Genomic DNA, 20,424 nt, shown 5'->3' with positions numbered 1-20,424 from the left:
GCGCGGCTGGCCAGAGGCGTTACAGGAATAGGCGCAGCACCGCAGGCGCCAGAAGCGCAGTGAGGATCGCATTAAGGCCCATGCCAATCCCCGCGAAGGCGCCGGCGGTGGGGTGGACCTGAAAGGCGCGGGCGGTCCCGATGCCATGCGCAGCGGTGCCGACGGCGAGGCCTCGGGCACGCCAATCTTTCAGGCGCAGTGCGTTCAGCAGCGGTGTCGCCATTAGCGCGCCGGTGATGCCCGTGAGGATCACCAGCACGGCGGCGAGTGTGGGCGAGCCGCCCAAGGATTGCGCGATGCCGATGGCGACGGGGGCGGTGGTGCTCTTCGGCGCCAACGTCGCGAGGGTGGTCATGTCGACGCCCATGGCCTTGGCGATGGCTAGCGCCGAGGCGACGGCGACCAGCGAGCCGGTGCCGACGCCCGCGATCACGGGCAGCACCGCGCGTTTCAGCCGCGCGCCTTGGGCATGCAGCGGGATCGCCAGCGAGACGGTGGCGGGGCCGAGCAGGAAATGGACGAATTGCGCGCCCTCGAAATAGGTCGCGTAGGGCGTGCCGGTGGCCCAGAGCATCAGCCCCAGCAGGACGACCGACATCAGCACCGTATTGGCGAGGGGCGGGCGACCCAGGGCCTCGGCTGCGGCATCCGCCAGCACATAGGCGATCAGAGTCAGGGTCAGCCAGAGGAGCGGGCCCTGCGCGAGATAGGACCAGATATCGGCGAAATCATGCATCGCGCGACCCCGTCAGCCGCGCGACCAGGGTGAAGGCCAAGGCGCCCGCGGCGATGGCGAGGGCGGTGGAGATGACGATGGCCAGCCCCAGTGCCAGTGCCTGTGTGCCCAGCTGGTCTATATGGCCGACGACACCGACGCCCGCGGGCACGAAGAGCAACGAGAGGTGGCGCAGGATGCCCTCGCCCACGGGCTTCACCAGCGCGGCGACCGGGGCGAAGGCGCTCATCAGGCCCCAGAGCAGCGCCATGCCCAGCACCGGGCCGGGCACCGGCAGGCCACCCGCGCGCGTCGCGACCTCACCGGCCAATTGGCACAGCAGGATCAGCGCCAGCGCGCGGATCATGCCTCGGGGTCCAGAAGGGCGTCGAGCGCCTCTTCCAACTGCGCGGCCAGCGGGCCCAGTTTGGCCAGCATCGTCTCCTGATACGCCATAGCCATCGGCAGGACACGGGCGACCAGCTCCTTGCCCTCGGGCGTCAGGCGCAGGGCCAGAAGCCGGCGGTCGGTGTCGTTCACCGCCTTGGTGATGTAGCCCGAGGCCTCGAGCCGAGAGGCCGCGCGGCTGACCTTGGACTTCTCCATATCCACCCGCGCCTCGATATCCCGGACCGAGACGTCGCCCGCATGGTGCAGATGCGCCAGCACGCGCCATTCCGGGATCGAGATGCCGAACTGCTCGCGGTACAGATCCGCGAAATCGCGGCTGATGCGCGAGGCGGCGGCGTTCATCCGGTAGGGCAGGAAGCGGTTCAGGTCGAAGCTGTCGGCATCGGACATCGGGGATCTTTCGCGGGCGGGACGGGTTTCAGACCGGATCACAGAAGACGGGCGAAATCAATCGGCCCGCGGTCTCGGCTTGACATTGTTGCAATTGCAATAAATATAAGGCGCACGGGAGATGACACTTAAACCAGAGGTGGGGAGCCTGCCATGACCGACCTGAGCCTGCCCAAGGGCATGATCCGCGCGCCCAGCGTGACCGGGGCGCATGAGGGCTACATGCCCGGCTTCGGCAATGATTTCGAGACCGAGGCGCTGCCCGGTGCCCTGCCGCAGGGCCAGAACTCGCCGCAGAAATGCAACTACGGGCTTTATGCCGAGCAGCTCTCGGGCACCGCCTTCACCGCCCCGCGCGGTCAGAACGAGCGGACCTGGTGCTACCGCATCCGGCCCTCGGTCAAACATACCTCGCGCTTCCAGAAGATCGAGGTCGAAGGCTGGAAGACTGCGCCGCATGTGCTGCCGGACGTGATCAGCCTCGGCCAGTACCGCTGGGATCCGATCCCGATGCCGGGCGAGGGCGAGAGCTACAGCTGGATCACCGGCATGCGTACCGTGACCACCGCGGGCGATGTGAACACGCAGGTCGGTATGGCGACGCATGTCTACCTGGTGACCGCCTCGATGGAAGACGAGTATTTCTACTCGGCCGACAGCGAACTGCTGGTCGTGCCGCAGGAGGGCCGGCTGCGCTTCTGCACCGAGATGGGGATCCTCGACGTCGAGCCGAAGGAAATCGCCATTCTGCCGCGCGGCCTCGTGTACCGGGTCGAGGTGCTGGAAGGCCCCGCCCGCGGCTTCGTCTGCGAGAATTACGGCCAGAAGTTCGACCTGCCCTCACGCGGGCCGATCGGCGCGAACTGCCTGGCCAACCCGCGCGACTTCAAGACGCCGGTCGCGGCCTTTGAGGACAAGGAAGTCAAAAGCCGCGTCGTCATCAAATGGTGCGGCCAGTTCCACGAGACCTTCATCGGCCATTCGCCGCTGGATGTGGTGGCGTGGCACGGCAATTACTGCCCGGTGAAATACGACCTGCGCACCTATTCGCCGGTCGGCGCGATCCTGTTCGACCATCCGGACCCGTCGATCTTCACCGTGCTGACCGCGCCCTCGGGGCAGGAGGGCACCGCGAACATCGATTTCGTGCTGTTCCGCGAGCGCTGGATGGTGGCCGATCACACCTTCCGCCCGCCGTGGTACCACAAGAACATCATGTCCGAACTGATGGGCAACATCTACGGCCAGTATGACGCGAAGCCGCAGGGCTTCCAGCCGGGTGGCCTGAGCCTGCACAATTGCATGCTGCCGCATGGTCCCGATCGCGATGCCTTCGAGGGCGCGTCGAACGTCGATCTGAAGCCGCATCTCTTGGAGAACACGATGTCCTTCATGTTCGAGACCCGCTTCCCGCAACATCTGACGCAATGGGCCGCGACCGAGGCGCCGTTGCAGGACAATTACCTGGATTGCTGGACTACGCTGGAGAAGAAATTCGACGGCAAACCCGGCATCAAGTAAGCATCACAGGGGCGTGGGCGGGGTGGACCCGCCCGGCCTGCCCGCTAAGGTGGGATGAAATCCCACCCTACGCCCAATTCCAAGCGAGAGATCCATGACCCTCATCCGCAGCTGGCTCGACGCGGCCAACAGCCCCGATTGCCCCTTCCCGCTGAACAACCTGCCCTATGGCGTGTTCTCGACCCCCGGCACGGGCCCGCATTGCGGCGTGGCGATCGGCGATCAGGTGCTGGACGTGGCGGCGATGGAAAAGGCCGGGCTTCTGCGCCTGTCGGACAAGCCGCTGCTGCAGTCGGGCGTCTGGAACCCGCTGATGGACGCCGGCCCCGAGACCTGGGAGAAGATGCGTGCGGCCCTGATGGGGCACTTGCGCGAGGGGGCCGAGACGCAGGATCAGGTGGCGCATTATCTGCATCCGCTGGCCTCGGTCACGATGCACATGCCGTTCCATGTCTCGGAATACACGGACTTCTACGCGGGCAAGAACCACGCCTTCAACGTGGGCACCATGTTCCGGGGCCCCGAGAACGCCCTGCCGCCGAACTGGCTGCACATCCCGATCGGCTACAACGGCCGTGCCTCCTCGGTCGTCGTGTCCGGCACCGCCGTGCGCCGGCCCTGGGGTCAGCTGAAAGGTCCGCAGGACGAAGCGCCGCGCTTCGCCCCCTGCGCGCGCTTTGACCTGGAGCTGGAGATGGGCGCGATCGTCGGCCGCCCCTCGACCGGTCCGGTGACGGTGGCCGAGGCCGATGCGATGATCTTCGGCTACGTCCTGCTGAACGACTGGTCCGCGCGCGACATTCAGGCCTGGGAATACCAGCCGCTGGGCCCGTTCCAGGCCAAGGCGACGGCGACGACGATCAGCCCGTGGATCGTGACGAAGCCGGCGCTCGCCCCGTTCCGCGCCTCGACCCCCGCGCGGGAGAAGCCGCTGCTGCCGTATCTCGAGGAACCGCGGCCGATGCTCTACGACATCGACCTGCGCGTGGAACTGACGCCCGAGGGCGGCGCCGCGACAGAGATCGCGCGCACCAATTACAAGGAAATGTACTATTCCTCGGCCCAGCAATTGGCGCATCACACCACCTCGGGCTGCCCGATGCGGGTGGGCGACCTCTTGGGTTCGGGCACCATCTCCGGCCCGACCAAAGAGGCCCGCGGCTCGCTTCTGGAACTCAGCTGGGGCGGCAAGGAGCCTTTGGAGCTGTCCGGCGGCCAGACCCGCAGCTTCCTGCAGGACGGCGACCGCCTGACGCTGAAGGGCGAATGCCACGGCGAGGGCTACACCATCGGCTTCGGAGATTGCACCGGCGTGGTGCTGCCCGCGCTGGCCGATCCCTTCGCGCGCTGATCGGGAGCGGCGGACATGGCCTACCTTGCGTCGATCCTCGCGCTGTTGGCCCTGTTCGCCGTCTTCTACCTGGCGTTCCGAGGCCGGGACACTGCCCCGCGCCCTCAATCCCACCCGCAACGCGACCTGTCGCCGCCGGGCGACAAGCCTGACGCTTGGGCCGACCACCGCACGGGCCGCCACGACGATGCGGATGGGGGCGATGCAGACGGCGACTGACCAAACGCCGGCTGTCTTTGTGCCGTAAATATCCCGGGGGGAGCCGAAGGCGGGGGGCAGCGCCCCCCACTTACCCCGACAGCCACGCGCTCAGCGGTCGAAGAAATCTTCCTCGGCCTCGGTCACGTCGATCTCCAGCGCCTCAAGCCCGGCTTCCAGATTCTCGGACAGATGCGGCATGCCCATGAGGTAATCGGCGGTCGGCGTCGTCGCTTCGCGGTACGCGGTCGCCAGCGCCTCGTCGAAGTCCTCGGGCTCGAAGGCACCGCGGCCGATCCACGCCAGCGCTGCCAGATTGGCCTTCTCGTCATCGTTCATCGCGTCGATGAACTCATGCAACTCGGTGCTGCGGCCCTTCTCTCGGGCCTGGAAGATGATGTGCACCACCTTCTTGATGTTGATCTCCAGATCGCTCATCGGGGCCTCCTGTCTTTCGCATCCAGTGTCGCGCCGTTAGAGGCCGCGTGCAAGGTTTACCCGCGCGCGAAGATCCGGTTCCACGCGGCGGTCGGCAACAGCCGGCCCGCGCGAAACAGCCACGAGAAGACCGCGGGGAACGAGGTCGCCGGGCGACGTTTGCGGATCGCGCGCAGGACATGGGCGGCGGCGTCCTCGGGATCCATGAGGAATGGCATGTTGAAGTCGTTCTTCGCGGTCAGCCGCGTGCGAATGAAGCCCGGATTGACCAGCTGCACCGCCACGCCCGTGCCCGCCAGATCCGCCTGCAGCGATTGCGCGAGGTTCATCAGCCCTGCCTTCGATTGCCCATAGCCGAGGCTCCCCGGAAGGCCCCGGAACCCGGCCAGAGAGCCCGTCAGGACGATCCGCCCCCGATCCCGCGCGATCATCTGCGGCAGGACATGGCCCAGCACCCGCACCGCGCCCAGAAGGTTCACGTCCACCATCGTCTCGATCTTCGCGCTGTCCCACTCCTGCGCTTTGAGCGGCCAATAGGTCCCGGCGAGGTACAGCACTCCGTCCGGCTGGCCCACCTGCGCCGCGGCCTGCGCAACGGAGAGCGGGTCGCTCACATCCATCGCGACAACCCTCGCCCCCAGCCCGTCCGCCAGTGACCGCAGACGATCCTCGGACCGGGCCGACAGGATCAGCGAGGCCCCTTCGGCTGCCATCGCCTCGGCGACCGCGCGTCCCAGCCCTTCGGAGGCGCCGATCAGCCACCAGGTCTCGACCTTCATACCGCCTCTCCCTCAGGCAAGCGGCGCATGGTGGCGACCAGTTCGGCGACCTTGATGCCGAATTTGCGGAACTGGCTGCGGTTGATGATCGTGCCGTTCTCCATCAGGTACATCCAGTCGGTCACATCCAGCACCCAGCCGCCCGCGTGGTCCGGCAGGCGGATGCGGTAGCGCAGTTGCAGCCCGGCGCCCTCCTGCCGGCCGCGACCGGGGTCGGTGAGGTCATCGGCCTCGGCCTTGACCACGCCGTCATTGCCCAAGGTCAGGCGCCATTGCCGGTGCTGCACCTCGCCGCTGGCATAGTGGAAATGCTCGTCCAGAATGCCGCGATTGCCATCCCACAGCCCCTCCATCTCGGCCACGAAGCGCGAGGTGACGCGGCCGGTCGGGCCATAGATCACCCCTTCGCACAGGATCGGGCCCGAGAGGTGCTGACGGATGTCCAGTTGCGGCGCCATCGCCGCGTAATCGGTGGGGCGCTGGGCGGTGAAGCCGAGGAACCGGCGCGCAATCAGCACGACCATCACAACGGCCAGCAGGGTAAGCAGGATCTGGGTCATCGTGAGACCTCATGCGCAGGGGGTGTCGGGCGTGGATTGTAGCCCGCGCCTTTCCACCAGAGTTTCAGCGCCTGCCAGTGGATTAGCGCCAGGACCCGGCGCGAGCCCATCGGACGGCGCAGCATCGCGCGCAGCAGCCCGCCGGTAGTGGCGGCGCGGCGCGGGCCGGTCAGCGTGGCGACAAGCCCGCCCTTGGCATGACCATACGCGATGCGGATGTTGATCCGGTCGGGGCGCAGGTCGAAGCGGAAGCGGTAATCGCCCTCGACCGGCTGGAAGGGCGAGACGTGGAAGATCTTGCGGGCTTCCAGCGTGTCCTCGGCGGTGATCGGCGCCCAATCGTCGCGATGGCAGAGATAGGAATGGCGGTCGCCGAAGGTGTTGTTGACCTCGGCGATCACGCAGAACAGGCCCTGAGGCCCGTGGCAGAGCCAGAAGCTGACCGGGTTGAACACATGGCCCAGAACGCGGGGCTGGGCGAGAAGTTCTATCCGCTGCGGCAGGGGCGCACCGGCTTGCAACAGCACCTCGCGCACCCATGCCGCCCCGCGTCCCTTGCCACGCTCGCCGCCGTGGTCGGAATCGTGCAGCGACAGCAGCCCGGCGCGGTTACGGGCGAAGATCCGGGGGGCGCTTTGCGGCGCCTCGGCATCGACCAGCACATAGTCGACGCCATAGGCGAAGCGGTTCTGCAACGCCCCGTCGCGCCCGTGGAAGGTGCGCCCGGCGATATGCTCGACGGCACTCATGCCGCCGCCGGCAGCGCCTGCGCGCCCATCTTCTGCACGACATCCACCGCCGAGGCGAAGCCGTCCTCGTGGAAGCCGTTCTTCATCCACGCGCCGCAGAACCAGGTCGCGTTATGGCCGTTCAGCACCCGCAGCACATCCTGCGCGGCAAAGGCGGCGAGGTCATAGACCGGGTGGCGGAAGGTGTGTTCGTCATAGATCAGCTCGTCGCGGATCGGACGCGAGCCGTTCAGGGTGACGAACATCTCGTCCTCCATCGGGATCGGCTGCAGCGAGTTCATCCAATAGGACAGGCTGATGCGGTCGCGGTCGCCCGGCGCGTGCTCGGTATAGGTCCAGGAGGACCAGACCTTGCGCCGCTTCGGCATGATCGAGGCATCGCGGTGCAGGACGGCGTGGTTGTCCTGATAGCCGACAGCGGACAGCGCCAGCCGCTCGGTCTCGGAGGCATCGGACAGCAGCGACAGGGTGGTGTCGGAATGGGTGGCGAAGATCACTTCGTCGAAGGCTTCCCAATCGCCACCCTCGGCCCGCAGCTCGGCGCCCAGCGGGTTGCGGCGCACGCCGGCCATCGGCGTGGACAGGCGGATCTCGACGCCCCGCGCGCGCAGGCTGCGCTCCAGCCGGGTGACATATTCGATCGAGCCGCCTTTGACCGTGTGCCACTGGTGCTGCCCGCCATTCGACAAGAGCGCGTGGTTGCGGAAGAAATCGACCATGGCGCGGGCGGGGAACTCCATGATCTTGCTCTTGGGCGTCGACCAGATCGCGCCTGAGAACGGCGCAATATACCGCTCGCGGAACCACGAGCCCATGCCCAGCCGGTCCATCAGCCCGCCGATGGACATCTCGGGGTCGGTGGCAACGCTCTCGGCCTTGGCGTTGAAGCGCAGGATGTCGCGCACCATGCGCAGGAAGCGCGGATCGGCGAGGTTGCGGCGGGCGGCGAAGAGCGTGTCCAGCGAGGCCAGCGCATATTCGCAGGCGCCGTTGTCGAAGGAGGCACCGAAGCTCATCGAGGCGGGCGCGGTCGGCACCTCCAGCTCGCGGAACATGGCGGTGAGGTTGGGGTAATTTGCGTGGTTGAAGACGATGAAGCCCGTGTCCACCGGCTGATCGCCATTGCGACCCGCCATCACCGTGCGGGCATGGCCGCCGAGGCGCGGGGCGGCCTCGATCAGCGTGACATGGTGTTGCGGTGCCAGCATCCAGGCGGCGGCCATGCCCGAGATGCCCCCGCCAATGACAGCAATGCGCTTGGGCGGCATGGGAACGGATTCGAACGGCATGGGGCTCTCCTGCTGGTTTGTGAGGACTACGCGCGAGGGCGGGAAATGGATGAGCCGGCCGCGAAAATTCCTGCCGCCTGCGCTGAAACTACGGGTCCACGGCACATGAGTTTCCCGCGAGGCAGAAGAATTCTGCGCGCGATGGTGATCCAGCCCCGCCGGACCGGCGTAACAGGGCCATGTTGCAAGCCGTCGGTGATACGCAGAGAATGGCCCTTGCGGTGCCGCCCCCCGGGCGCGTACCGGCCAAACGGCCACGCACCGAGGAGCGCGCGACGGTGAGACTGGAAGACGACGCCGCCACCCATGCGGCGCTGATGCTCAGAGTGGCGCAGCAGGCCGATCGACAGGCCTTTGCCCAGCTCTTCGCGCATTACGCGCCACGGGTGAAAGCGTTCCTGATGAAGTCGGGCACGGTGCCGGCGCTGGCCGAGGATTGCGCGCAGGACGTCATGGCGACGGTCTGGCGCAAGGCCGGGCAGTTTGACCCGTCCCGCGCTTCGGTCGCGACCTGGATCTTCACCATCGCCCGCAACCGGCGGATCGACGTTCTGCGCCGGGATCGCCGGCCCGAGCCCGAGGACCTCCCCTGGGGGCCCGAGCCCGAGCCTGACCAGCTCGATGCGCTGGCGTTGCAACGGGATACCGAACGGCTTGGCCAGGCTCTGGCCGAGCTTCCCGATGAACAGCGCGTGCTGATCGAACGGGCCTATTTCGGCGATCTCAGCCATTCCGAGATCGCCACGGCCACCGGCCTTCCGCTGGGTACGATCAAGTCGCGCATCCGTCTGGCGCTGGAAAAGCTGCGCCAGAAACTGACCTGAGGACAAGCCGATGATCCGTCATCACCTCTCGGACGACCTTTTGACCGGCTATAGCGCCGGCACCCTGCCCGAGGCCTTCAACCTCCTCGTGGCCACGCATGTCTCGCTCTGCGACGAATGCCGCGCCCGGCTGGGTGCCTTGGACGCCGTCGGCGGGGCCGTTCTGGACGCCTGCGAGACCGTGCCGATGGCCGATGGCGCCTTGGCTGCGACCCTCGCTCGCCTCGGCGAAGCGCCCGAGCCCGTCGTGGTGGAAACCCCTGCCGCGATCTTCCCGGCGCCCCTGCGCGATTATGTCGGGGGCGACGCCGAAGCCGTGCGCTGGCGTGCGGTCGGCGGCGGCGTGCGGCAGGCGATCCTGAAGACCTCGAGCGCCGCCAGCGCGCGGCTGCTCTATATCCCCGGCGGCATGGCGGTTCCCGACCACGGCCATCGTGGCACCGAGTTGACGCTGGTGCTGCAAGGCGCGTTCCATGACGAGACCGACCATTTCGCTCGTGGTGACGTCGAAACCGCGGATGAGGATCTGGAGCACACGCCAACAGCGATGCCTGGCGAGCCCTGCATCTGCCTTGCGGTCACCGACGCGCCGCTGCGGTTCAACAGTCTGATCCCGCGGCTGCTTCAGCCGTTCCTGAAGATCTGACGACCCCTAAGGGCCAGGGTGGCTCCGGAAGAGCGTAATTTTTGGCAGAGTGCATGAGGATAGGCGGCGCGGGGTGATCCGCGCCGCCTGAGTATTTGTGACAAGGTGAAAAGGTGGGGCGAAGCGATGCGAACAATTTAAGTCAAATTGCGCATCTTTGCTCCACAAATATCCCGGGGGGAGCCGAAGGCGGGGGGCAGCGCCCCCAAGCGACGCTACCCACCCGCTCGGCGCTCAGAGCACCGCGGCGACCGCTTTGGCGACCATCGGGATCGTTTCTGGCGTGAGGCCCGCCATGTTCAGCCGACCACCGCCGACGATGTAGACCCCATGCTCTTCACGCAGCCGGGTGATCTGCTCCTCCGAGCCCCCCAGCAGCGAGAACATGCCCCGCTGATCGGCGAGGAACCCGAAGCGGTCCGACCCGCAGGCATCGCGCAGCGCGCGGGCCAGGTCGCGGCGCAACCCGTTCATGCGGTCGCGCATCTCGGTCAGTTCGGCTTCCCAATCGGCGCGCAGGGCGGGATCGGTGAGGATCTCGGTCACCACGCGGGCGCCATGGTCGGGCGGGAAGCTGATCGACTCGCGGTTGATCCGCTCCAGCGTGCCTTGGACCAGCGCGCGTTCCTCCTCGGGGCAGATCACCAGGCAGCAGCCGGTGCGCTCGCGGTAGAGGCCGAAGTTCTTCGACGCCGACGACACGACGATCATCCGCTCCATCTGCGCGGCCAGCGCGCGCAGGCCGGCGGCATCGGCGTCAAGGCCGTCGCCAAAGCCCTGATAGGCCGTGTCGATGAAGGGCATCACGCCCTTCTCTTTGCAGAAGGCGGCGACGTTCGCCCAATCCTCGGCGTTCAGATCGGCGCCGGTCGGGTTGTGGCAGCAGCCGTGCAGCAAGATCACGTCACCCGGCTCGGCGGCCGAGAGGTCTTCCCACATCCCCTCGCGATCCACGGCGCCGGTTTCGGGATCGTAGTAGCGATAGGTGCGGTACTTCAGGCCGGCAGCCTTGGTCAGCGCGAAATGGTTCGGCCAGGTCGGCAGCGAGATCCAGATCGCGGCATTCGGATTGGCGGCATGGATCAGATCCAGCCCCAGCCGCACCCCCGCCGTGCCCCCGGTCGAGGCACTGCCGGCAATCCGCGACGCCGGCACGGCATCGCCCAGCACCAGCCCGGCCATCGCCGCGCGGAAGGCCGGGTCGCCCGAGAGGGTGGTGTAGCTCTTGGTGGCCTGCTGTTCGACCAACCGTGCCTCGGCCGCTTTGACGGCGCGCATTACCGGGGTGTTGCCCTGCGGGTCCTTGTAGACACCGAGGCCGAGGTCGACCTTCGCGTCGCGGGTATCCTCGCGGAACATCGTCATGACCTTCAGGATCGGGTCGGCGACGGGGGCGGGCAGGGTCTTGAACATGAGAGGCCTCAGGTCAGGGGTTGCAGCGCGGTGAAGTCCTGCGTCAGGACGCGCGACTGGATCTCGGTGCGGACGGGCGAGAAGCCCATGCGCTGGTATTGCGCCAGCGCGCGCGGGTGATCGAGCGTGCAGGTGTTGACGACCAGCTTCTTGGTGCCGGGCCGGTCCCAGGCCGTGAGGATCGCGGTCTTCAGCAGCCAGGTTCCCAGCCCCTTGCCGACCGCCTCGGGCACTAGCCCGAAATAGGCCAGCTCGCATTCCTCGGGCTCCCGGCCGTCCAGCATGAAGAAGCCCTGCGGCCATCCCTTGCCCATCAGCGTGAAGATCGACACGTCCTCATGGCCGATCCAGGCTTCCAGCTCGTCCCGCGGCATCTTGTGCTTGTCGGTCCAGGCGTAATCCCGGCCCACGGCATCGTAGAGGGTCAGAAACCACCACCACGGCGGATTGTCGGCATGGGTCAGGATCGCATCCCGGCCGACGGGCATCGGCGGCCAGCCATAGGCGGGGCGCTTGTCCATCTCCAGCCAGGTGATGCGGTAGTCGATGCTCTCGCCGGCTTTGTAGAGCGTCATGTCAGCCCTTCTCGACCTTGAGGTCGGGATACATGCCCCATTCCGACCACGAGCCATCGTACAGCGCATGATCGCGATGCCCGAGGATCTCCAGCGCCAAGGACAGCACTGCCGCCGTCACGCCCGAGCCACAGGTGGTGATCACCGGCTTTGCCAGATCCACGCCCGAGGCTTCGAAAGCGGCGCGCAGACCGGCTTCGTCCTTCATCGTGCCATCGGCATTCAGCAATTCGGTGAACGGCGTGTTCTTCGAGCCCGGGATATGGCCCGCACGCAGCCCGGCGCGGGGTTCCTCGACCTCGCCCTTGAAACGGGCGGCGCCGCGGGCGTCGACGATCTGCCAATCGCCCAGCTTCGAGGCCGAGGCGACCTGGCTCACGTCCTTCACCAGATTGGCCTGACGCTGAACGGTGATGTGACGGTCGCGCACGACGGGGGGCATGTCCTCGATCGCGCGTCCCTCGGCCTTCCACTTGGGCAGGCCGCCATCCAGCACGGCGATGTCCTGCTTGCCCATCAGCTTGAAGGTCCACCACACGCGCGGCGCCGAGAACAGGCCGGTCGAGTCATAGACCACGACCTGATGCCCGTCGCCCACACCCATCGCCCGCATGCGCGAGATGAATTTCTCGGGCGGGGGGGCCATATGCGGCAGGGCCGAGCGCTGGTCGCTGATCTCATCGATATCGAAGAAACGCGCGCCGGGGATATGTTCCGCGGCGTATTCGGCCTTGGCGTCGCGCCCGGAGGCCGGCATGTGCCACGAGGCGTCGAGGATCCGCAGATCGGGATCGTTCAGATGGGCCGCCAGCCACTCGGTGGATACCAGCGTGCGCGGATCGTCTGCCATCGTGCTCTCCCTTGCTTCACTCGGACTTCGTTACCGAATGCAGGCCGGGTGAAGCAAGGGCAGAAGCGGGTTTCAGCCGGCGCGACCGTAGAAGCCGGTGCGTTCCTCGGGCGTGAAGGTCACGCCGGGGCGCGGATAATAGCTGAACACGGTGACCACGCGGTTCTTCGGCCCTTCGACCGGGGTGACGGCATGCGGGGTGTTGCGGCCCTTGAAGACGTTCAGGGTGCCGGGGCTGAGATGCATCACCTGCATGTCCGGATCCTCACCGCGCAGCAATTGCGCCACGCCGTCGTAATTGGGGTCCGTGTCGGTGCGCAGATCGGTGTGATACAGGAATTCGCCGCCCTTGTCGGGGGCCTGCAGCAGGATCGTCGTGGTGAAATCCGAGCGGTCGAAATGCCAATTCAGGCGCTCGCCCTCCGAATATGTCATGACATTCACGCGGGCCAGCGGGTCCAGCATCGGGAACAGCGCCGGAAGCTCCATCGCGGCGGCGAGGAACACTTGGAAAGGCGCCCATTCATAGATCCAGACCGGCACAGAGGTCGGCATCTGGTCGGCGCAGAGCGTGCGGTTCGAGGACACGACCTTGTTCAGCGCCGGGTGATCCTCGGGCAATTCGGGGACCGAGGGTTTGAAGTAGATATTATGCGCGCGGGCATGGGCATGCGACTCCGGCATCAAAGGCAGGATCTCGTCCATCGCGCGGGTCAGGGCCTCGGGCTTCACGAGGCCTTCGAGGTTGAACATCCCGTCCTCGGCCAGATCGGCGCGGCAGCGGTCCACCAGCGCCTGCCATTCGGGGCTGCCGGGACGGTCGAGGGGGTAACGGTCGAGGTCGAGAATGTCGCGCATGGGAAAACTCCGCTTGGTCTGAGCGCAGGATCGCCGGGAATCCACTGGCGCTCAACGGCAGAAATTGTGAGTGTGGGATAGATGAACTAAGTCAGGCGCCATGAAACTCCCGCCACTGAACGCCCTTCGTGCCTTTGAAAGCGCCGCCCGCAATGGCGGCTATGTCGCCGCCTCGGCCGAGATGGGGGTGACCCCCGCCGCCGTCAGCCAGCAGGTCCGCAAGCTGGAAGAGCATCTGGGCCGGCGCCTGTTCACCCGCCACAACAACCGCGTGACGCTGACCGATGCGGGCCAGGCGATCTATGCCGAGACCGCCGCCGCCTTGAGCGACCTCGCGCAGATGGCCGAGCGCGCGCAGGGTGGCCGGGTACAGGGGCGGCTGGTGGTCTCCTGCCTGCCGTCCTTGGCCGAGGGTTGGCTGATGTCGCGCCTGGGCGCCGAGGCCCCGCTCATCGATCTGCGATTGGAATCGGACCCGGTGGCCTTTGCCCGCGACGGCATCGACCTGCGCTTGAGCTATGGGACCGGGCTCTATCCCGACCTCGTCTCGCGCCCGCTGTTCCGCGATACCGTCCTGCCGCTGGCCGCGCCCACGATGGCCCGGCATTGGCCCGATCTGCCCGATGACCGGCTGATCCACACCGACTGGGGTCCCGGTTTCGCCTCGCATCCGACCTGGGCGCAATGGTTCGCCGCCCATGCGCCCGACCGTCCCGCCCCCGCGCCCGGATCGGGCCACCGGATCGGCGGCAGCTTCCTCGCGTTGCAGATGGCAGAGCGGGGGCTTGGCGTCGCGCTTGGCCAACGCGCCTTGGCCGAGCCGATGGTCGAGGCCGGGCGGTTGACCCCTCTCTCACCCCAGACGCTCCCCCTCGGTCATGATTACGTCGCCATCCATCCCCATGCGAAGGCGCGCAAGCCTGCCCTGCAACGGATGCTGGCGCTGCTGGGTGCGGCGCGCTAAGTCACCCCCATGACCCAGAACGCCCGACAGACCCTGACCGAACTCTATGATGCCAAGGTGGCCGCCGGGCAGATCCGCCCCGATGCCGCCCAACGCGCCCTCCTGCCCGCGCTGGAGGAACGCCGCGTCTTTCTGGAGCAGCCGGTGAAGAAGGGCCTCCTCGGCGGGTTCTTCAAGAAGGCGCCCGAGGGCTACAAAGGTCTGTATCTGTGGGGCGGGGTCGGGCGCGGCAAGTCGATGATCATGGACCTGTTCGAGCAATCGGTGGACATTCCGCAAAAGCGCCGGGTGCATTTCCATGCCTTCATGCAGGAGATCCACCACGGCATGCACGAGGCCCGCAAGACCGGCGTTGACGATGCGCTGGCCCCGGTGGCCAAGGCCGTTGCCGATCAGGTGCGGCTCTTGGCCTTCGACGAGATGCAGATCACCGACATCACCGATGCGATGATCGTGGGCCGGCTGTTCCAGTTCCTGTTCGAAGCGGGTGTCGTCGTGGTCACCACCTCGAACCGGGTGCCCGAGGATCTGTACAAGAACGGCCTCAACCGCGCGCTGTTCGTGCCCTTCATCGGGCTGATCCGTCAGAAGATGGAGGTGATCGAGATGGAGAGCGAGACCGATTACCGCCAGCACCGGCTGACCGGCCAGCAGGTCTATTTCACCCCCGCCGGGGCCACGGCGCGCACGGCGATCGACACCTTGTGGGACGAGCTGACCGGCCATGCCACCGGCACGCCGCTGGTGTTCGAGGTGCAGGGCCGCAAGGTGGAGCTGCCCGCGCATCACAACGCGGTGGCGCGGGCCACGTTCTGGGATCTCTGCGCCAAGCCCTTGGGGCCGGCGGATTATCTGGCGCTGGCCGAGAAGGTGCGGGTGCTGATCCTTGAGGATATCCCGCTGCTGTCGGCGTCGAACTACAACGAGGCCAAGCGTTTCGTGACGCTGGTCGATGCGCTCTATGAGGGCAAGGTGCGCCTGATCGCCAGCGCGGCGGATGAGCCCGAGCGTCTGTATTCCGAGGGCGCGGGCGCCTTCGAATTCGAGCGCACGGCCAGCCGCCTGCGCGAGATGCAGGATGCCGAATGGGGCAGCGACGCGGGTTAGGCGTCGCCCGGCCTTCTGCGCAAAGCCCCGTTCGGTGGCGGCCCTCAGGCGGTGCCGGTCTTCTCGATCTTGGTATAGGCCTTCAGCTTGCCGTCACCCTGCGTGCGGGCGCGTTTCTGCAGGTCCTTGCTGGCGTTGCTGGGCATCTCGGCTTTCTCGGCGGCGGTGAATTTCGCCATCCGGCCCTTGGACTCGCCACGGTCGTGATCCAGAGGATGCTTGGACATCATTCCCTCCTGACTTCGATGGGGTCGGACGGGCAGGGTAATCCCGCCGACCCCACAAGTCACGCCGCAGCTGCGAAGCCCTGATGCCGCGCCAGCACCCTGCGCAGAACCTCGCCCATCGGGGTCGGCTGGAACTCCGGCAGCAGCTCGGCCATCCGTCGGCCCGAGAGGCTGTGCGGCGTGTCGAAGAGGTAGCGCATCTCGGCCATCTCGCGGCCCAGTTCCCAGAAGGGCGAGGCCAGCTTCATCGCCCACCACGGGAAGCGGGTCAGCTTCAGGCTGCGGCCGGTCAGGGCCTCGAGCCGGGATTTCAGCTCGGTCGTCGAGAAGGCCAGCCCCTCGAACGGCACGTCGCTGAAGGCGGACAGGGTGGCGCGTTTCTCGACCAGCATGACGCCGGCGCGGGCCATATCGGGCAGATAGGCATAGGCGCGGGTCACGTCGGGGGCGCCCAAGGCCGTCACCACGCCCTTATCGAGGCTACGGAGCAGGGCGAGGCCCATCATGTCCTCATTGCTGTCGGGGTCGATGAAATCCCCGGCGCGCAGGATCAGCACCTGTGTGCCCTCCTCGGCGGCGGCCTTGTATCGGGCCTCGATCTCGGCGCGGATGCGGCCCTTGCGGGCGACGGGGCGGTGCGGCGTCTCCTCGGACCACGGGCCCTTCTGGGTGCCGTAGACATAGACATTGCCCGGCAGCAGCAGCATCGCGCCTGAGGCCTTCGCGGCCTCCAGCACCTGCGTGGTGATGGCGGGCAGGAGGTTGTCCCAATCGTGGTAATTGGGCGGGTTCAGCCCGTTGACGATCACGTCGCAGCCCATCGCGGCGGCGTTCATGTCGGTGCCACGGGTGTAGAGCTTCGTCTGCCAGCCGGCAGCGCGGAAGGCTTGGGTGAAATGGCGGCCGATCTTGCCACGGGCGCCGAGGATCAGGGCAGTCTGGGTCAGGGCGGATTGGGTCATGGGATGTCTCCTTTGCTGACCTCAATCTGCGCCTGACGTGTTCCAAATGAAATTGCATGACTTTGTATGTCGTGTATTCATTTTTGAATGGATAAGGGGCGGATCCCAACCACTCGCGCCCTTGGCCCGGAATCAAGCGCGCAGCGCGCCGGCCCTCTGTCACGCGAGGACCCTCTGAATGGACACACTCGCCAATCTCGACTGGTCGCTGGTGCAGGCCTTCCTCTCGGTGGCCGAAACCGGAAGCCTGTCCGCCGCCGCCCGCGCCCTGGGCCGCTCGCAGCCCACCTTGGGCCGCCAGATCCGCACCATCGAGCAGCAACTCGGGGCCGAACTCTTCCACCGCCAACCCCGCGGGTTGGAGCTGACCGAGACCGGCGAGGCGCTGCTCACCCCGGCCCGCGCCATGCGCGAGGCAGCGGGGGCGATGGCTCTGCTCGCTGCCGGGCGCGAGGAAAGGCTGGAGGGGACCGTGCGCATCACCGCCTCGGTCGCCGTCTCGGTCTGGCACCTGCCGATGATCGCCGCGCAGATCCGCGAGGCCGAGCCGAATATCGCGCTGGAGATCGTGCCGTCGGACCGCTCGTCGAACCTGCTCTACCGCGAGGCCGATATCGCTATCCGCATGTACAGGCCCACCCAACAGGACCTCGTCACGCGCTACCTCGGCGATACGCGGATCGGGGCCTTCGCGGCAAAGAGCTACCTCGACAAACGGGGGCGTCCGCGCGGGATGCAGGATGTCGCCGGGCATGTGCTGATCGGGCAGGACCGCGAGACGCAGCTTCTGGACGGGATGAAGGGTTTCGGCCTGCCTGCGACACGGGATTGGTTCGCGCTGAGGACCGACGACGTGGCGACCGGCTGGGAATTGGTGCGCGCGGGCTGCGGCATCGGTTTCGCGCAAGCAAGCCTCGCGCGGCGCGACCCCACGGTCGAGGAGATCGACTTCGGTACCGACCTGCTGACCCTGCCGGTTTGGCTCACTGCGCACGAAGCCATGCGCCGCACTCCGCGCGTACGCCGGGTATGGGACCTGCTGGCCGAGGCGCTGGTCCCGGCGATGGAGCTTACTCGATCGGGGTGAGCGAGCCGCCCCAGGCAATCAGCCGCTCGATAAGGGGACGCACTTGCGGGCCTTCGCGCGAACAGGTGTCTTCCTTGTCCAGCATGGAAAACGCCGGGTGATAGAAGCGGGCGTCATAGGCCTCGACGCTGAGGCCGAGGCTTTCCGCCACCAGATCCGCGCTGCCGGTCAGCAGCGCCCATTCGGCATCCGTCGCCTGATAGGCCGGGCAATTCTCGGACACGACATTGGCAACGACGAGCTGCATGAGCAGATGCTCCTGCTCTCCCTCGCTGAGGGGCGGGATCGTCGGCAAGGGCACCTGCACGCCGCCATCGGCGAAGACAGGCGTGGCAAGGAAGGCGAGGATCGGAAACAGGCGCATGGCGGAAACCCGGGTCAAAGCGGCGTCGCGCGCAGAATACCACGCGCCGGGCGCCTCGGATCACACGAAATCCGGCGCGAAACTTGACCACGCGACAAGGGCAGGCTACGCCGCTTGCGCATCCGACACAAAGGGAGTCCGTCGTGGCCAATCCTTCCATCCTGATCCTCGCCGGCGACGGCATCGGCCCCGAAGTCATGGGCGAAGTGAAGAAGATCATCACCTGGTATGGTGACAAGCGCGGTCTGAACTTCGACGTGAGCGAGGACCTCGTGGGGGGCTGCGCCTATGACGCGCATGGTACGCCGCTGACCGACGCCACGATGGCGAAGGCGCAGGAAGTCGACGCCGTGCTGCTCGGTGCCGTGGGCGGCCCGAAATACGACAACCTCGACTTCTCGGTGAAGCCCGAGCGCGGCCTGCTGCGTCTGCGCAAGGAAATGGACCTTTATTCCAACCTGCGCCCTGCCCAGTGCTTCGACGCGCTGGCCGATTTCAGCTCGCTGAAGAAGGACGTGGTTGCCGGTCTGGACATCATGATCGTGCGCGAGCTGACCTCGGGCGTGTATTTCGGCGAGCCCCGCGGCATCCACAAGGAAGGCAACGAGCGCGTCGGCATCAACACCCAGCGCTACACCGAATCCGAGATCGCCCGCGTCGCCCGTTCGGCTTTTGAACTGGCCCGCAAGCGCGGCAACAAGGTCTGCTCGATGGAGAAGGCCAACGTCATGGAATCGGGCATCCTGTGGCGTCAGGTCGTGCAGGAGATCCACGATGCCGAATATCCGGATGTCGAGCTGTCGCACATGTATGCCGACGCCGGCGCCATGCAGCTGACCCGCTGGCCCAAGCAGTTCGACGTCATCGTCACCGACAACCTGTTCGGCGACCTGCTCTCGGACCTCGCCGCCATGCTGACCGGTAGCCTCGGCATGCTGCCCTCGGCCTCGCTGGGCGCTCCGATGGAGAATGGCCGTCCGAAGGCGCTGTATGAGCCGGTGCATGGCTCGGCCCCGGATATCGCAGGTCAGGGCAAGGCCAACCCGATCGCCTGCATCCTGTCTTTCGCCATGGCGCTGCGCTACTCGTTCAACGAGCTGGCCGAGGCCGACCGTCTGGAAAAGGCCGTCGAGAAGGTCCTCGCCGACGGCGTGCGCACCGGCGACCTGATGGGCCCGGAAGGCGGCACCCCGGTCTCGACCACCGAGATGGGCGACGCGATCATCGCCGCGCTGGACGCGAGCCTCTGATCCCGCTCAAAGCTTGTCGAAAGGCCCGGCCTCTGCCGGGCCTTTCGCATTTTTCACAGGCAGCTGCCGGGCTTGTGAACCTTTGGGAAAGCAATTCACATGTTCAGGGGGTGCCCTGTGGATAATTCCGTGTAGGATGGAAGCATTCTTACCGGAGTCCAGTGATGCGTGTTTCCCGCCCTTTCCTTTTCCTGATCATCACCCTTCTCATCGCGTTGGGGGCCGGAATTTCCACGGCCTCGGCGCAGGTGGCCGACCCGCGTGAGGCGCCCGCGCTGATGGTGCAAGCCGTCGCCGCGCAGGATGCCAATGCCGTGGCCGCCCTCTATGCCTCGGATGCTGTCGTGCTCTCGCCCAATGGGGCGACGTCGCAAGGCCGCGAGGCCATCATGCAGGCCTGGACCCGCAACTTTGCCGGGGGCTATGCCGCGCTGGAGATCCTGCAATCCCGGACCGAGCGTGGGTCCGACCGCGCGGCGACCCTGATGGTCTGGCAAGCGACGGTCCGTCAGAACGGGCAGGAGCAGACCATCCGTGGCCGTTCGCTGATCTACTACGTTCAAGGGGAGGACGGTTGGCTGATCTCGGCCGACATGTCGCAGATCGCCGGCTGAGCGCCGTCCTTTTTCTAATCCCCGTAACCCGTCGACCTGACGCCAGCCCTGCCTTCGAGGCGCGGCTGGCGTTGTGGTGTCTTGGGGTCCCGAACGCAGGATATTGGGATCTATTTTACAAATGTTACTTAGCGTCTGTGCGCCCGCACTTTTCAAGGGTTCTCACGTGTTTGTTTACTACGCATTTTCGCACACTGAGCGGATAATTTGGGCAGATGTGTAACCGATTGATGACAGCCGATCGGAGACTTACCTCCCTCTCGTGACCGGGAACGATCACAT

The 20,424-nt window shown here is 66.6% G+C and carries 25 protein-coding genes; 10 read left to right on the top strand and 15 right to left on the bottom strand.

Features of this window, described 5'->3' with window-relative positions; genetic code table 11:
* Positions 1-19 precede the first annotated feature (19 nt).
* Genes BCY78_RS09265 through BCY78_RS09255 form a run of 3 tightly spaced genes read right to left on the bottom strand, consistent with a single transcriptional unit; the run spans position 20 to position 1,516 of the window.
* Positions 20-736, bottom strand: a complete 717-nt coding sequence (locus tag BCY78_RS09265; protein ID WP_068300622.1) for an LrgB family protein — start codon at positions 734-736, stop codon at positions 20-22.
* Positions 729-1,082: a CidA/LrgA family protein gene (locus BCY78_RS09260; protein WP_068300620.1), complete on the bottom strand. Its 354-nt coding sequence runs from the start codon at positions 1,080-1,082 to the stop codon at positions 729-731. The genes BCY78_RS09265 and BCY78_RS09260 overlap by 8 nt, the downstream gene beginning before the upstream one ends.
* Positions 1,079-1,516, bottom strand: coding sequence for a MarR family winged helix-turn-helix transcriptional regulator (locus BCY78_RS09255; protein WP_068300619.1), 438 nt, complete (start codon positions 1,514-1,516; stop codon positions 1,079-1,081). The genes BCY78_RS09260 and BCY78_RS09255 overlap by 4 nt, the downstream gene beginning before the upstream one ends.
* A 153-nt stretch (positions 1,517-1,669) precedes the next feature.
* Between BCY78_RS09255 and hmgA the strand changes: the two genes are divergently transcribed.
* From hmgA to BCY78_RS09240, 3 genes are all read left to right on the top strand, one after another.
* Positions 1,670-3,037, top strand: coding sequence for a homogentisate 1,2-dioxygenase (gene hmgA / locus BCY78_RS09250; RefSeq protein ID WP_068300618.1), 1,368 nt, complete (start codon positions 1,670-1,672; stop codon positions 3,035-3,037).
* A gap of 94 nt (positions 3,038-3,131) precedes the next feature.
* Complete coding sequence (gene fahA, locus BCY78_RS09245; RefSeq protein ID WP_068300617.1) at positions 3,132-4,388, top strand: fumarylacetoacetase; 1,257 nt, start codon at positions 3,132-3,134, stop codon at positions 4,386-4,388.
* Positions 4,389-4,403: 15 nt separating this feature from the next.
* Positions 4,404-4,607, top strand: a complete 204-nt coding sequence (locus tag BCY78_RS09240; protein WP_068300616.1) for a hypothetical protein — start codon at positions 4,404-4,406, stop codon at positions 4,605-4,607.
* A gap of 90 nt (positions 4,608-4,697) precedes the next feature.
* Here the strand turns inward: BCY78_RS09240 and BCY78_RS09235 are convergent, their stop codons facing one another.
* From BCY78_RS09235 to BCY78_RS09215, 5 genes are read right to left on the bottom strand one after another with little or no spacing between them, the layout of a single operon-like run.
* Positions 4,698-5,024: a DUF3775 domain-containing protein gene (locus tag BCY78_RS09235; protein ID WP_068300614.1), complete on the bottom strand. Its 327-nt coding sequence runs from the start codon at positions 5,022-5,024 to the stop codon at positions 4,698-4,700.
* A gap of 56 nt (positions 5,025-5,080) precedes the next feature.
* Positions 5,081-5,803: an SDR family oxidoreductase gene (locus BCY78_RS09230; RefSeq protein ID WP_068300612.1), complete on the bottom strand. Its 723-nt coding sequence runs from the start codon at positions 5,801-5,803 to the stop codon at positions 5,081-5,083.
* Positions 5,800-6,363 carry a DUF3833 domain-containing protein gene (locus BCY78_RS09225; RefSeq protein WP_068300610.1) on the bottom strand — a complete coding sequence of 188 codons (564 nt, stop codon included), beginning with the start codon at positions 6,361-6,363 and terminating at the stop codon, positions 5,800-5,802. The genes BCY78_RS09230 and BCY78_RS09225 overlap by 4 nt, the downstream gene beginning before the upstream one ends.
* On the bottom strand, positions 6,360-7,112 hold the full coding sequence (locus BCY78_RS09220; RefSeq protein WP_068300609.1) for a DUF1365 domain-containing protein: 753 nt from the start codon (positions 7,110-7,112) through the stop codon (positions 6,360-6,362). The genes BCY78_RS09225 and BCY78_RS09220 overlap by 4 nt, the downstream gene beginning before the upstream one ends.
* A complete protein-coding gene (locus tag BCY78_RS09215; protein WP_068300607.1) occupies positions 7,109-8,401 on the bottom strand; it encodes an NAD(P)/FAD-dependent oxidoreductase in 1,293 nt (430 codons plus the stop codon). Before BCY78_RS09215 ends, BCY78_RS09220 begins: the two co-directional genes overlap by 4 nt.
* 317 nt (positions 8,402-8,718) lie before the next feature.
* Here BCY78_RS09215 and BCY78_RS09210 point away from each other — a divergent pair, with 317 nt between their 5' ends.
* Both BCY78_RS09210 and BCY78_RS09205 read left to right on the top strand, forming a co-directional pair.
* Positions 8,719-9,225 carry a sigma-70 family RNA polymerase sigma factor gene (locus BCY78_RS09210; protein WP_068300722.1) on the top strand — a complete coding sequence of 169 codons (507 nt, stop codon included), beginning with the start codon at positions 8,719-8,721 and terminating at the stop codon, positions 9,223-9,225.
* A 10-nt stretch (positions 9,226-9,235) separates the two neighbouring features.
* Positions 9,236-9,871 (top strand): ChrR family anti-sigma-E factor, encoded by a 636-nt coding sequence (locus tag BCY78_RS09205; RefSeq protein ID WP_068300605.1) that lies wholly within the window; start codon positions 9,236-9,238, stop codon positions 9,869-9,871.
* 234 nt (positions 9,872-10,105) lie between these two features.
* Here BCY78_RS09205 and BCY78_RS09200 read toward each other — a convergent pair whose 3' ends face one another.
* The 4 genes from BCY78_RS09200 to BCY78_RS09185 all read right to left on the bottom strand — a co-directional run bounded on the left by BCY78_RS09200 (position 10,106) and on the right by BCY78_RS09185 (position 13,567).
* The gene (locus BCY78_RS09200) at positions 10,106-11,284 is read right to left on the bottom strand and encodes an amino acid aminotransferase (RefSeq protein ID WP_068300603.1); all 1,179 of its coding nucleotides are present in this window, start codon (positions 11,282-11,284) and stop codon (positions 10,106-10,108) included.
* 8 nt (positions 11,285-11,292) lie between these two features.
* Positions 11,293-11,859, bottom strand: a complete 567-nt coding sequence (locus BCY78_RS09195; protein WP_068300601.1) for an N-acetyltransferase — start codon at positions 11,857-11,859, stop codon at positions 11,293-11,295.
* 1 nt (position 11,860) lies between these two features.
* A complete protein-coding gene (sseA, locus tag BCY78_RS09190; protein ID WP_068300599.1) occupies positions 11,861-12,709 on the bottom strand; it encodes a 3-mercaptopyruvate sulfurtransferase in 849 nt (282 codons plus the stop codon).
* 72 nt (positions 12,710-12,781) lie between these two features.
* Entirely contained in the window at positions 12,782-13,567 is a 786-nt protein-coding gene (locus BCY78_RS09185; protein WP_068300597.1) for a 2OG-Fe(II) oxygenase, read from the bottom strand.
* A 100-nt stretch (positions 13,568-13,667) separates the two neighbouring features.
* Between BCY78_RS09185 and BCY78_RS09180 the strand changes: the two genes are divergently transcribed.
* Positions 13,668-14,531: a LysR substrate-binding domain-containing protein gene (locus tag BCY78_RS09180; RefSeq protein ID WP_068300594.1), complete on the top strand. Its 864-nt coding sequence runs from the start codon at positions 13,668-13,670 to the stop codon at positions 14,529-14,531.
* Between the two features lie 9 nt (positions 14,532-14,540).
* Positions 14,541-15,638 (top strand): cell division protein ZapE, encoded by a 1,098-nt coding sequence (gene zapE / locus BCY78_RS09175; protein ID WP_068300592.1) that lies wholly within the window; start codon positions 14,541-14,543, stop codon positions 15,636-15,638.
* A 44-nt stretch (positions 15,639-15,682) separates the two neighbouring features.
* On the opposite strand, the gene BCY78_RS09170 is transcribed toward zapE, so the two are convergent.
* Entirely contained in the window at positions 15,683-15,865 is a 183-nt protein-coding gene (locus BCY78_RS09170) for a hypothetical protein (protein WP_139103124.1), read from the bottom strand.
* Between the two features lie 59 nt (positions 15,866-15,924).
* Complete coding sequence (locus BCY78_RS09165; protein ID WP_233499375.1) at positions 15,925-16,827, bottom strand: NAD-dependent epimerase/dehydratase family protein; 903 nt, start codon at positions 16,825-16,827, stop codon at positions 15,925-15,927.
* 178 nt (positions 16,828-17,005) lie between these two features.
* Here BCY78_RS09165 and BCY78_RS09160 point away from each other — a divergent pair, with 178 nt between their 5' ends.
* Complete coding sequence (locus BCY78_RS09160) at positions 17,006-17,914, top strand: LysR family transcriptional regulator (RefSeq protein ID WP_068300588.1); 909 nt, start codon at positions 17,006-17,008, stop codon at positions 17,912-17,914.
* On the opposite strand, the gene BCY78_RS09155 is transcribed toward BCY78_RS09160, so the two are convergent.
* On the bottom strand, positions 17,898-18,278 hold the full coding sequence (locus tag BCY78_RS09155) for a hypothetical protein (RefSeq protein WP_068300585.1): 381 nt from the start codon (positions 18,276-18,278) through the stop codon (positions 17,898-17,900). The genes BCY78_RS09160 and BCY78_RS09155 overlap by 17 nt on opposite strands.
* Before the next feature lie 143 nt (positions 18,279-18,421).
* Between BCY78_RS09155 and leuB the strand changes: the two genes are divergently transcribed.
* Both leuB and BCY78_RS09145 read left to right on the top strand, forming a co-directional pair.
* Positions 18,422-19,528 carry a 3-isopropylmalate dehydrogenase gene (gene leuB / locus BCY78_RS09150; RefSeq protein ID WP_068300583.1) on the top strand — a complete coding sequence of 369 codons (1,107 nt, stop codon included), beginning with the start codon at positions 18,422-18,424 and terminating at the stop codon, positions 19,526-19,528.
* Between the two features lie 164 nt (positions 19,529-19,692).
* Positions 19,693-20,142, top strand: a complete 450-nt coding sequence (locus BCY78_RS09145; RefSeq protein ID WP_068300580.1) for an SgcJ/EcaC family oxidoreductase — start codon at positions 19,693-19,695, stop codon at positions 20,140-20,142.
* Positions 20,143-20,424 lie beyond the last annotated feature (282 nt).

Source organism: Pararhodobacter sp. CCB-MM2, from assembly GCF_001691415.1.
GTDB lineage: Bacteria > Pseudomonadota > Alphaproteobacteria > Rhodobacterales > Rhodobacteraceae > Pararhodobacter.
The sequence above is the reverse complement of the archived record's forward strand: the minus strand, read 5'-3'. Positions and strand labels throughout refer to the sequence as shown.

Coding starts and splice junctions, on each gene's coding strand:
- BCY78_RS09180 (WP_068300594.1), top strand. CDS start 13,668: ATGAAACTCCCGCCACTGAACGCCCTTCGTGCCTTTGAAAGCGCCGCC.
- zapE (WP_068300592.1), top strand. CDS start 14,541: ATGACCCAGAACGCCCGACAGACCCTGACCGAACTCTATGATGCCAAG.
- BCY78_RS09170 (WP_139103124.1), bottom strand. CDS start 15,865: ATGTCCAAGCATCCTCTGGATCACGACCGTGGCGAGTCCAAGGGCCGG.
- BCY78_RS09235 (WP_068300614.1), bottom strand. CDS start 5,024: ATGAGCGATCTGGAGATCAACATCAAGAAGGTGGTGCACATCATCTTC.
- BCY78_RS09205 (WP_068300605.1), top strand. CDS start 9,236: ATGATCCGTCATCACCTCTCGGACGACCTTTTGACCGGCTATAGCGCC.
- BCY78_RS09230 (WP_068300612.1), bottom strand. CDS start 5,803: ATGAAGGTCGAGACCTGGTGGCTGATCGGCGCCTCCGAAGGGCTGGGA.
- BCY78_RS09165 (WP_233499375.1), bottom strand. CDS start 16,827: ATGACCCAATCCGCCCTGACCCAGACTGCCCTGATCCTCGGCGCCCGT.
- fahA (WP_068300617.1), top strand. CDS start 3,132: ATGACCCTCATCCGCAGCTGGCTCGACGCGGCCAACAGCCCCGATTGC.
- BCY78_RS09220 (WP_068300609.1), bottom strand. CDS start 7,112: ATGAGTGCCGTCGAGCATATCGCCGGGCGCACCTTCCACGGGCGCGAC.
- BCY78_RS09200 (WP_068300603.1), bottom strand. CDS start 11,284: ATGTTCAAGACCCTGCCCGCCCCCGTCGCCGACCCGATCCTGAAGGTC.
- BCY78_RS09145 (WP_068300580.1), top strand. CDS start 19,693: ATGCGTGTTTCCCGCCCTTTCCTTTTCCTGATCATCACCCTTCTCATC.
- BCY78_RS09210 (WP_068300722.1), top strand. CDS start 8,719: ATGCTCAGAGTGGCGCAGCAGGCCGATCGACAGGCCTTTGCCCAGCTC.
- BCY78_RS09260 (WP_068300620.1), bottom strand. CDS start 1,082: ATGATCCGCGCGCTGGCGCTGATCCTGCTGTGCCAATTGGCCGGTGAG.
- BCY78_RS09185 (WP_068300597.1), bottom strand. CDS start 13,567: ATGCGCGACATTCTCGACCTCGACCGTTACCCCCTCGACCGTCCCGGC.
- hmgA (WP_068300618.1), top strand. CDS start 1,670: ATGACCGACCTGAGCCTGCCCAAGGGCATGATCCGCGCGCCCAGCGTG.
- BCY78_RS09155 (WP_068300585.1), bottom strand. CDS start 18,278: ATGCGCCTGTTTCCGATCCTCGCCTTCCTTGCCACGCCTGTCTTCGCC.
- BCY78_RS09255 (WP_068300619.1), bottom strand. CDS start 1,516: ATGTCCGATGCCGACAGCTTCGACCTGAACCGCTTCCTGCCCTACCGG.
- BCY78_RS09265 (WP_068300622.1), bottom strand. CDS start 736: ATGCATGATTTCGCCGATATCTGGTCCTATCTCGCGCAGGGCCCGCTC.
- sseA (WP_068300599.1), bottom strand. CDS start 12,709: ATGGCAGACGATCCGCGCACGCTGGTATCCACCGAGTGGCTGGCGGCC.
- BCY78_RS09215 (WP_068300607.1), bottom strand. CDS start 8,401: ATGCCGTTCGAATCCGTTCCCATGCCGCCCAAGCGCATTGCTGTCATT.
- BCY78_RS09195 (WP_068300601.1), bottom strand. CDS start 11,859: ATGACGCTCTACAAAGCCGGCGAGAGCATCGACTACCGCATCACCTGG.
- BCY78_RS09160 (WP_068300588.1), top strand. CDS start 17,006: ATGGACACACTCGCCAATCTCGACTGGTCGCTGGTGCAGGCCTTCCTC.
- BCY78_RS09240 (WP_068300616.1), top strand. CDS start 4,404: ATGGCCTACCTTGCGTCGATCCTCGCGCTGTTGGCCCTGTTCGCCGTC.
- BCY78_RS09225 (WP_068300610.1), bottom strand. CDS start 6,363: ATGACCCAGATCCTGCTTACCCTGCTGGCCGTTGTGATGGTCGTGCTG.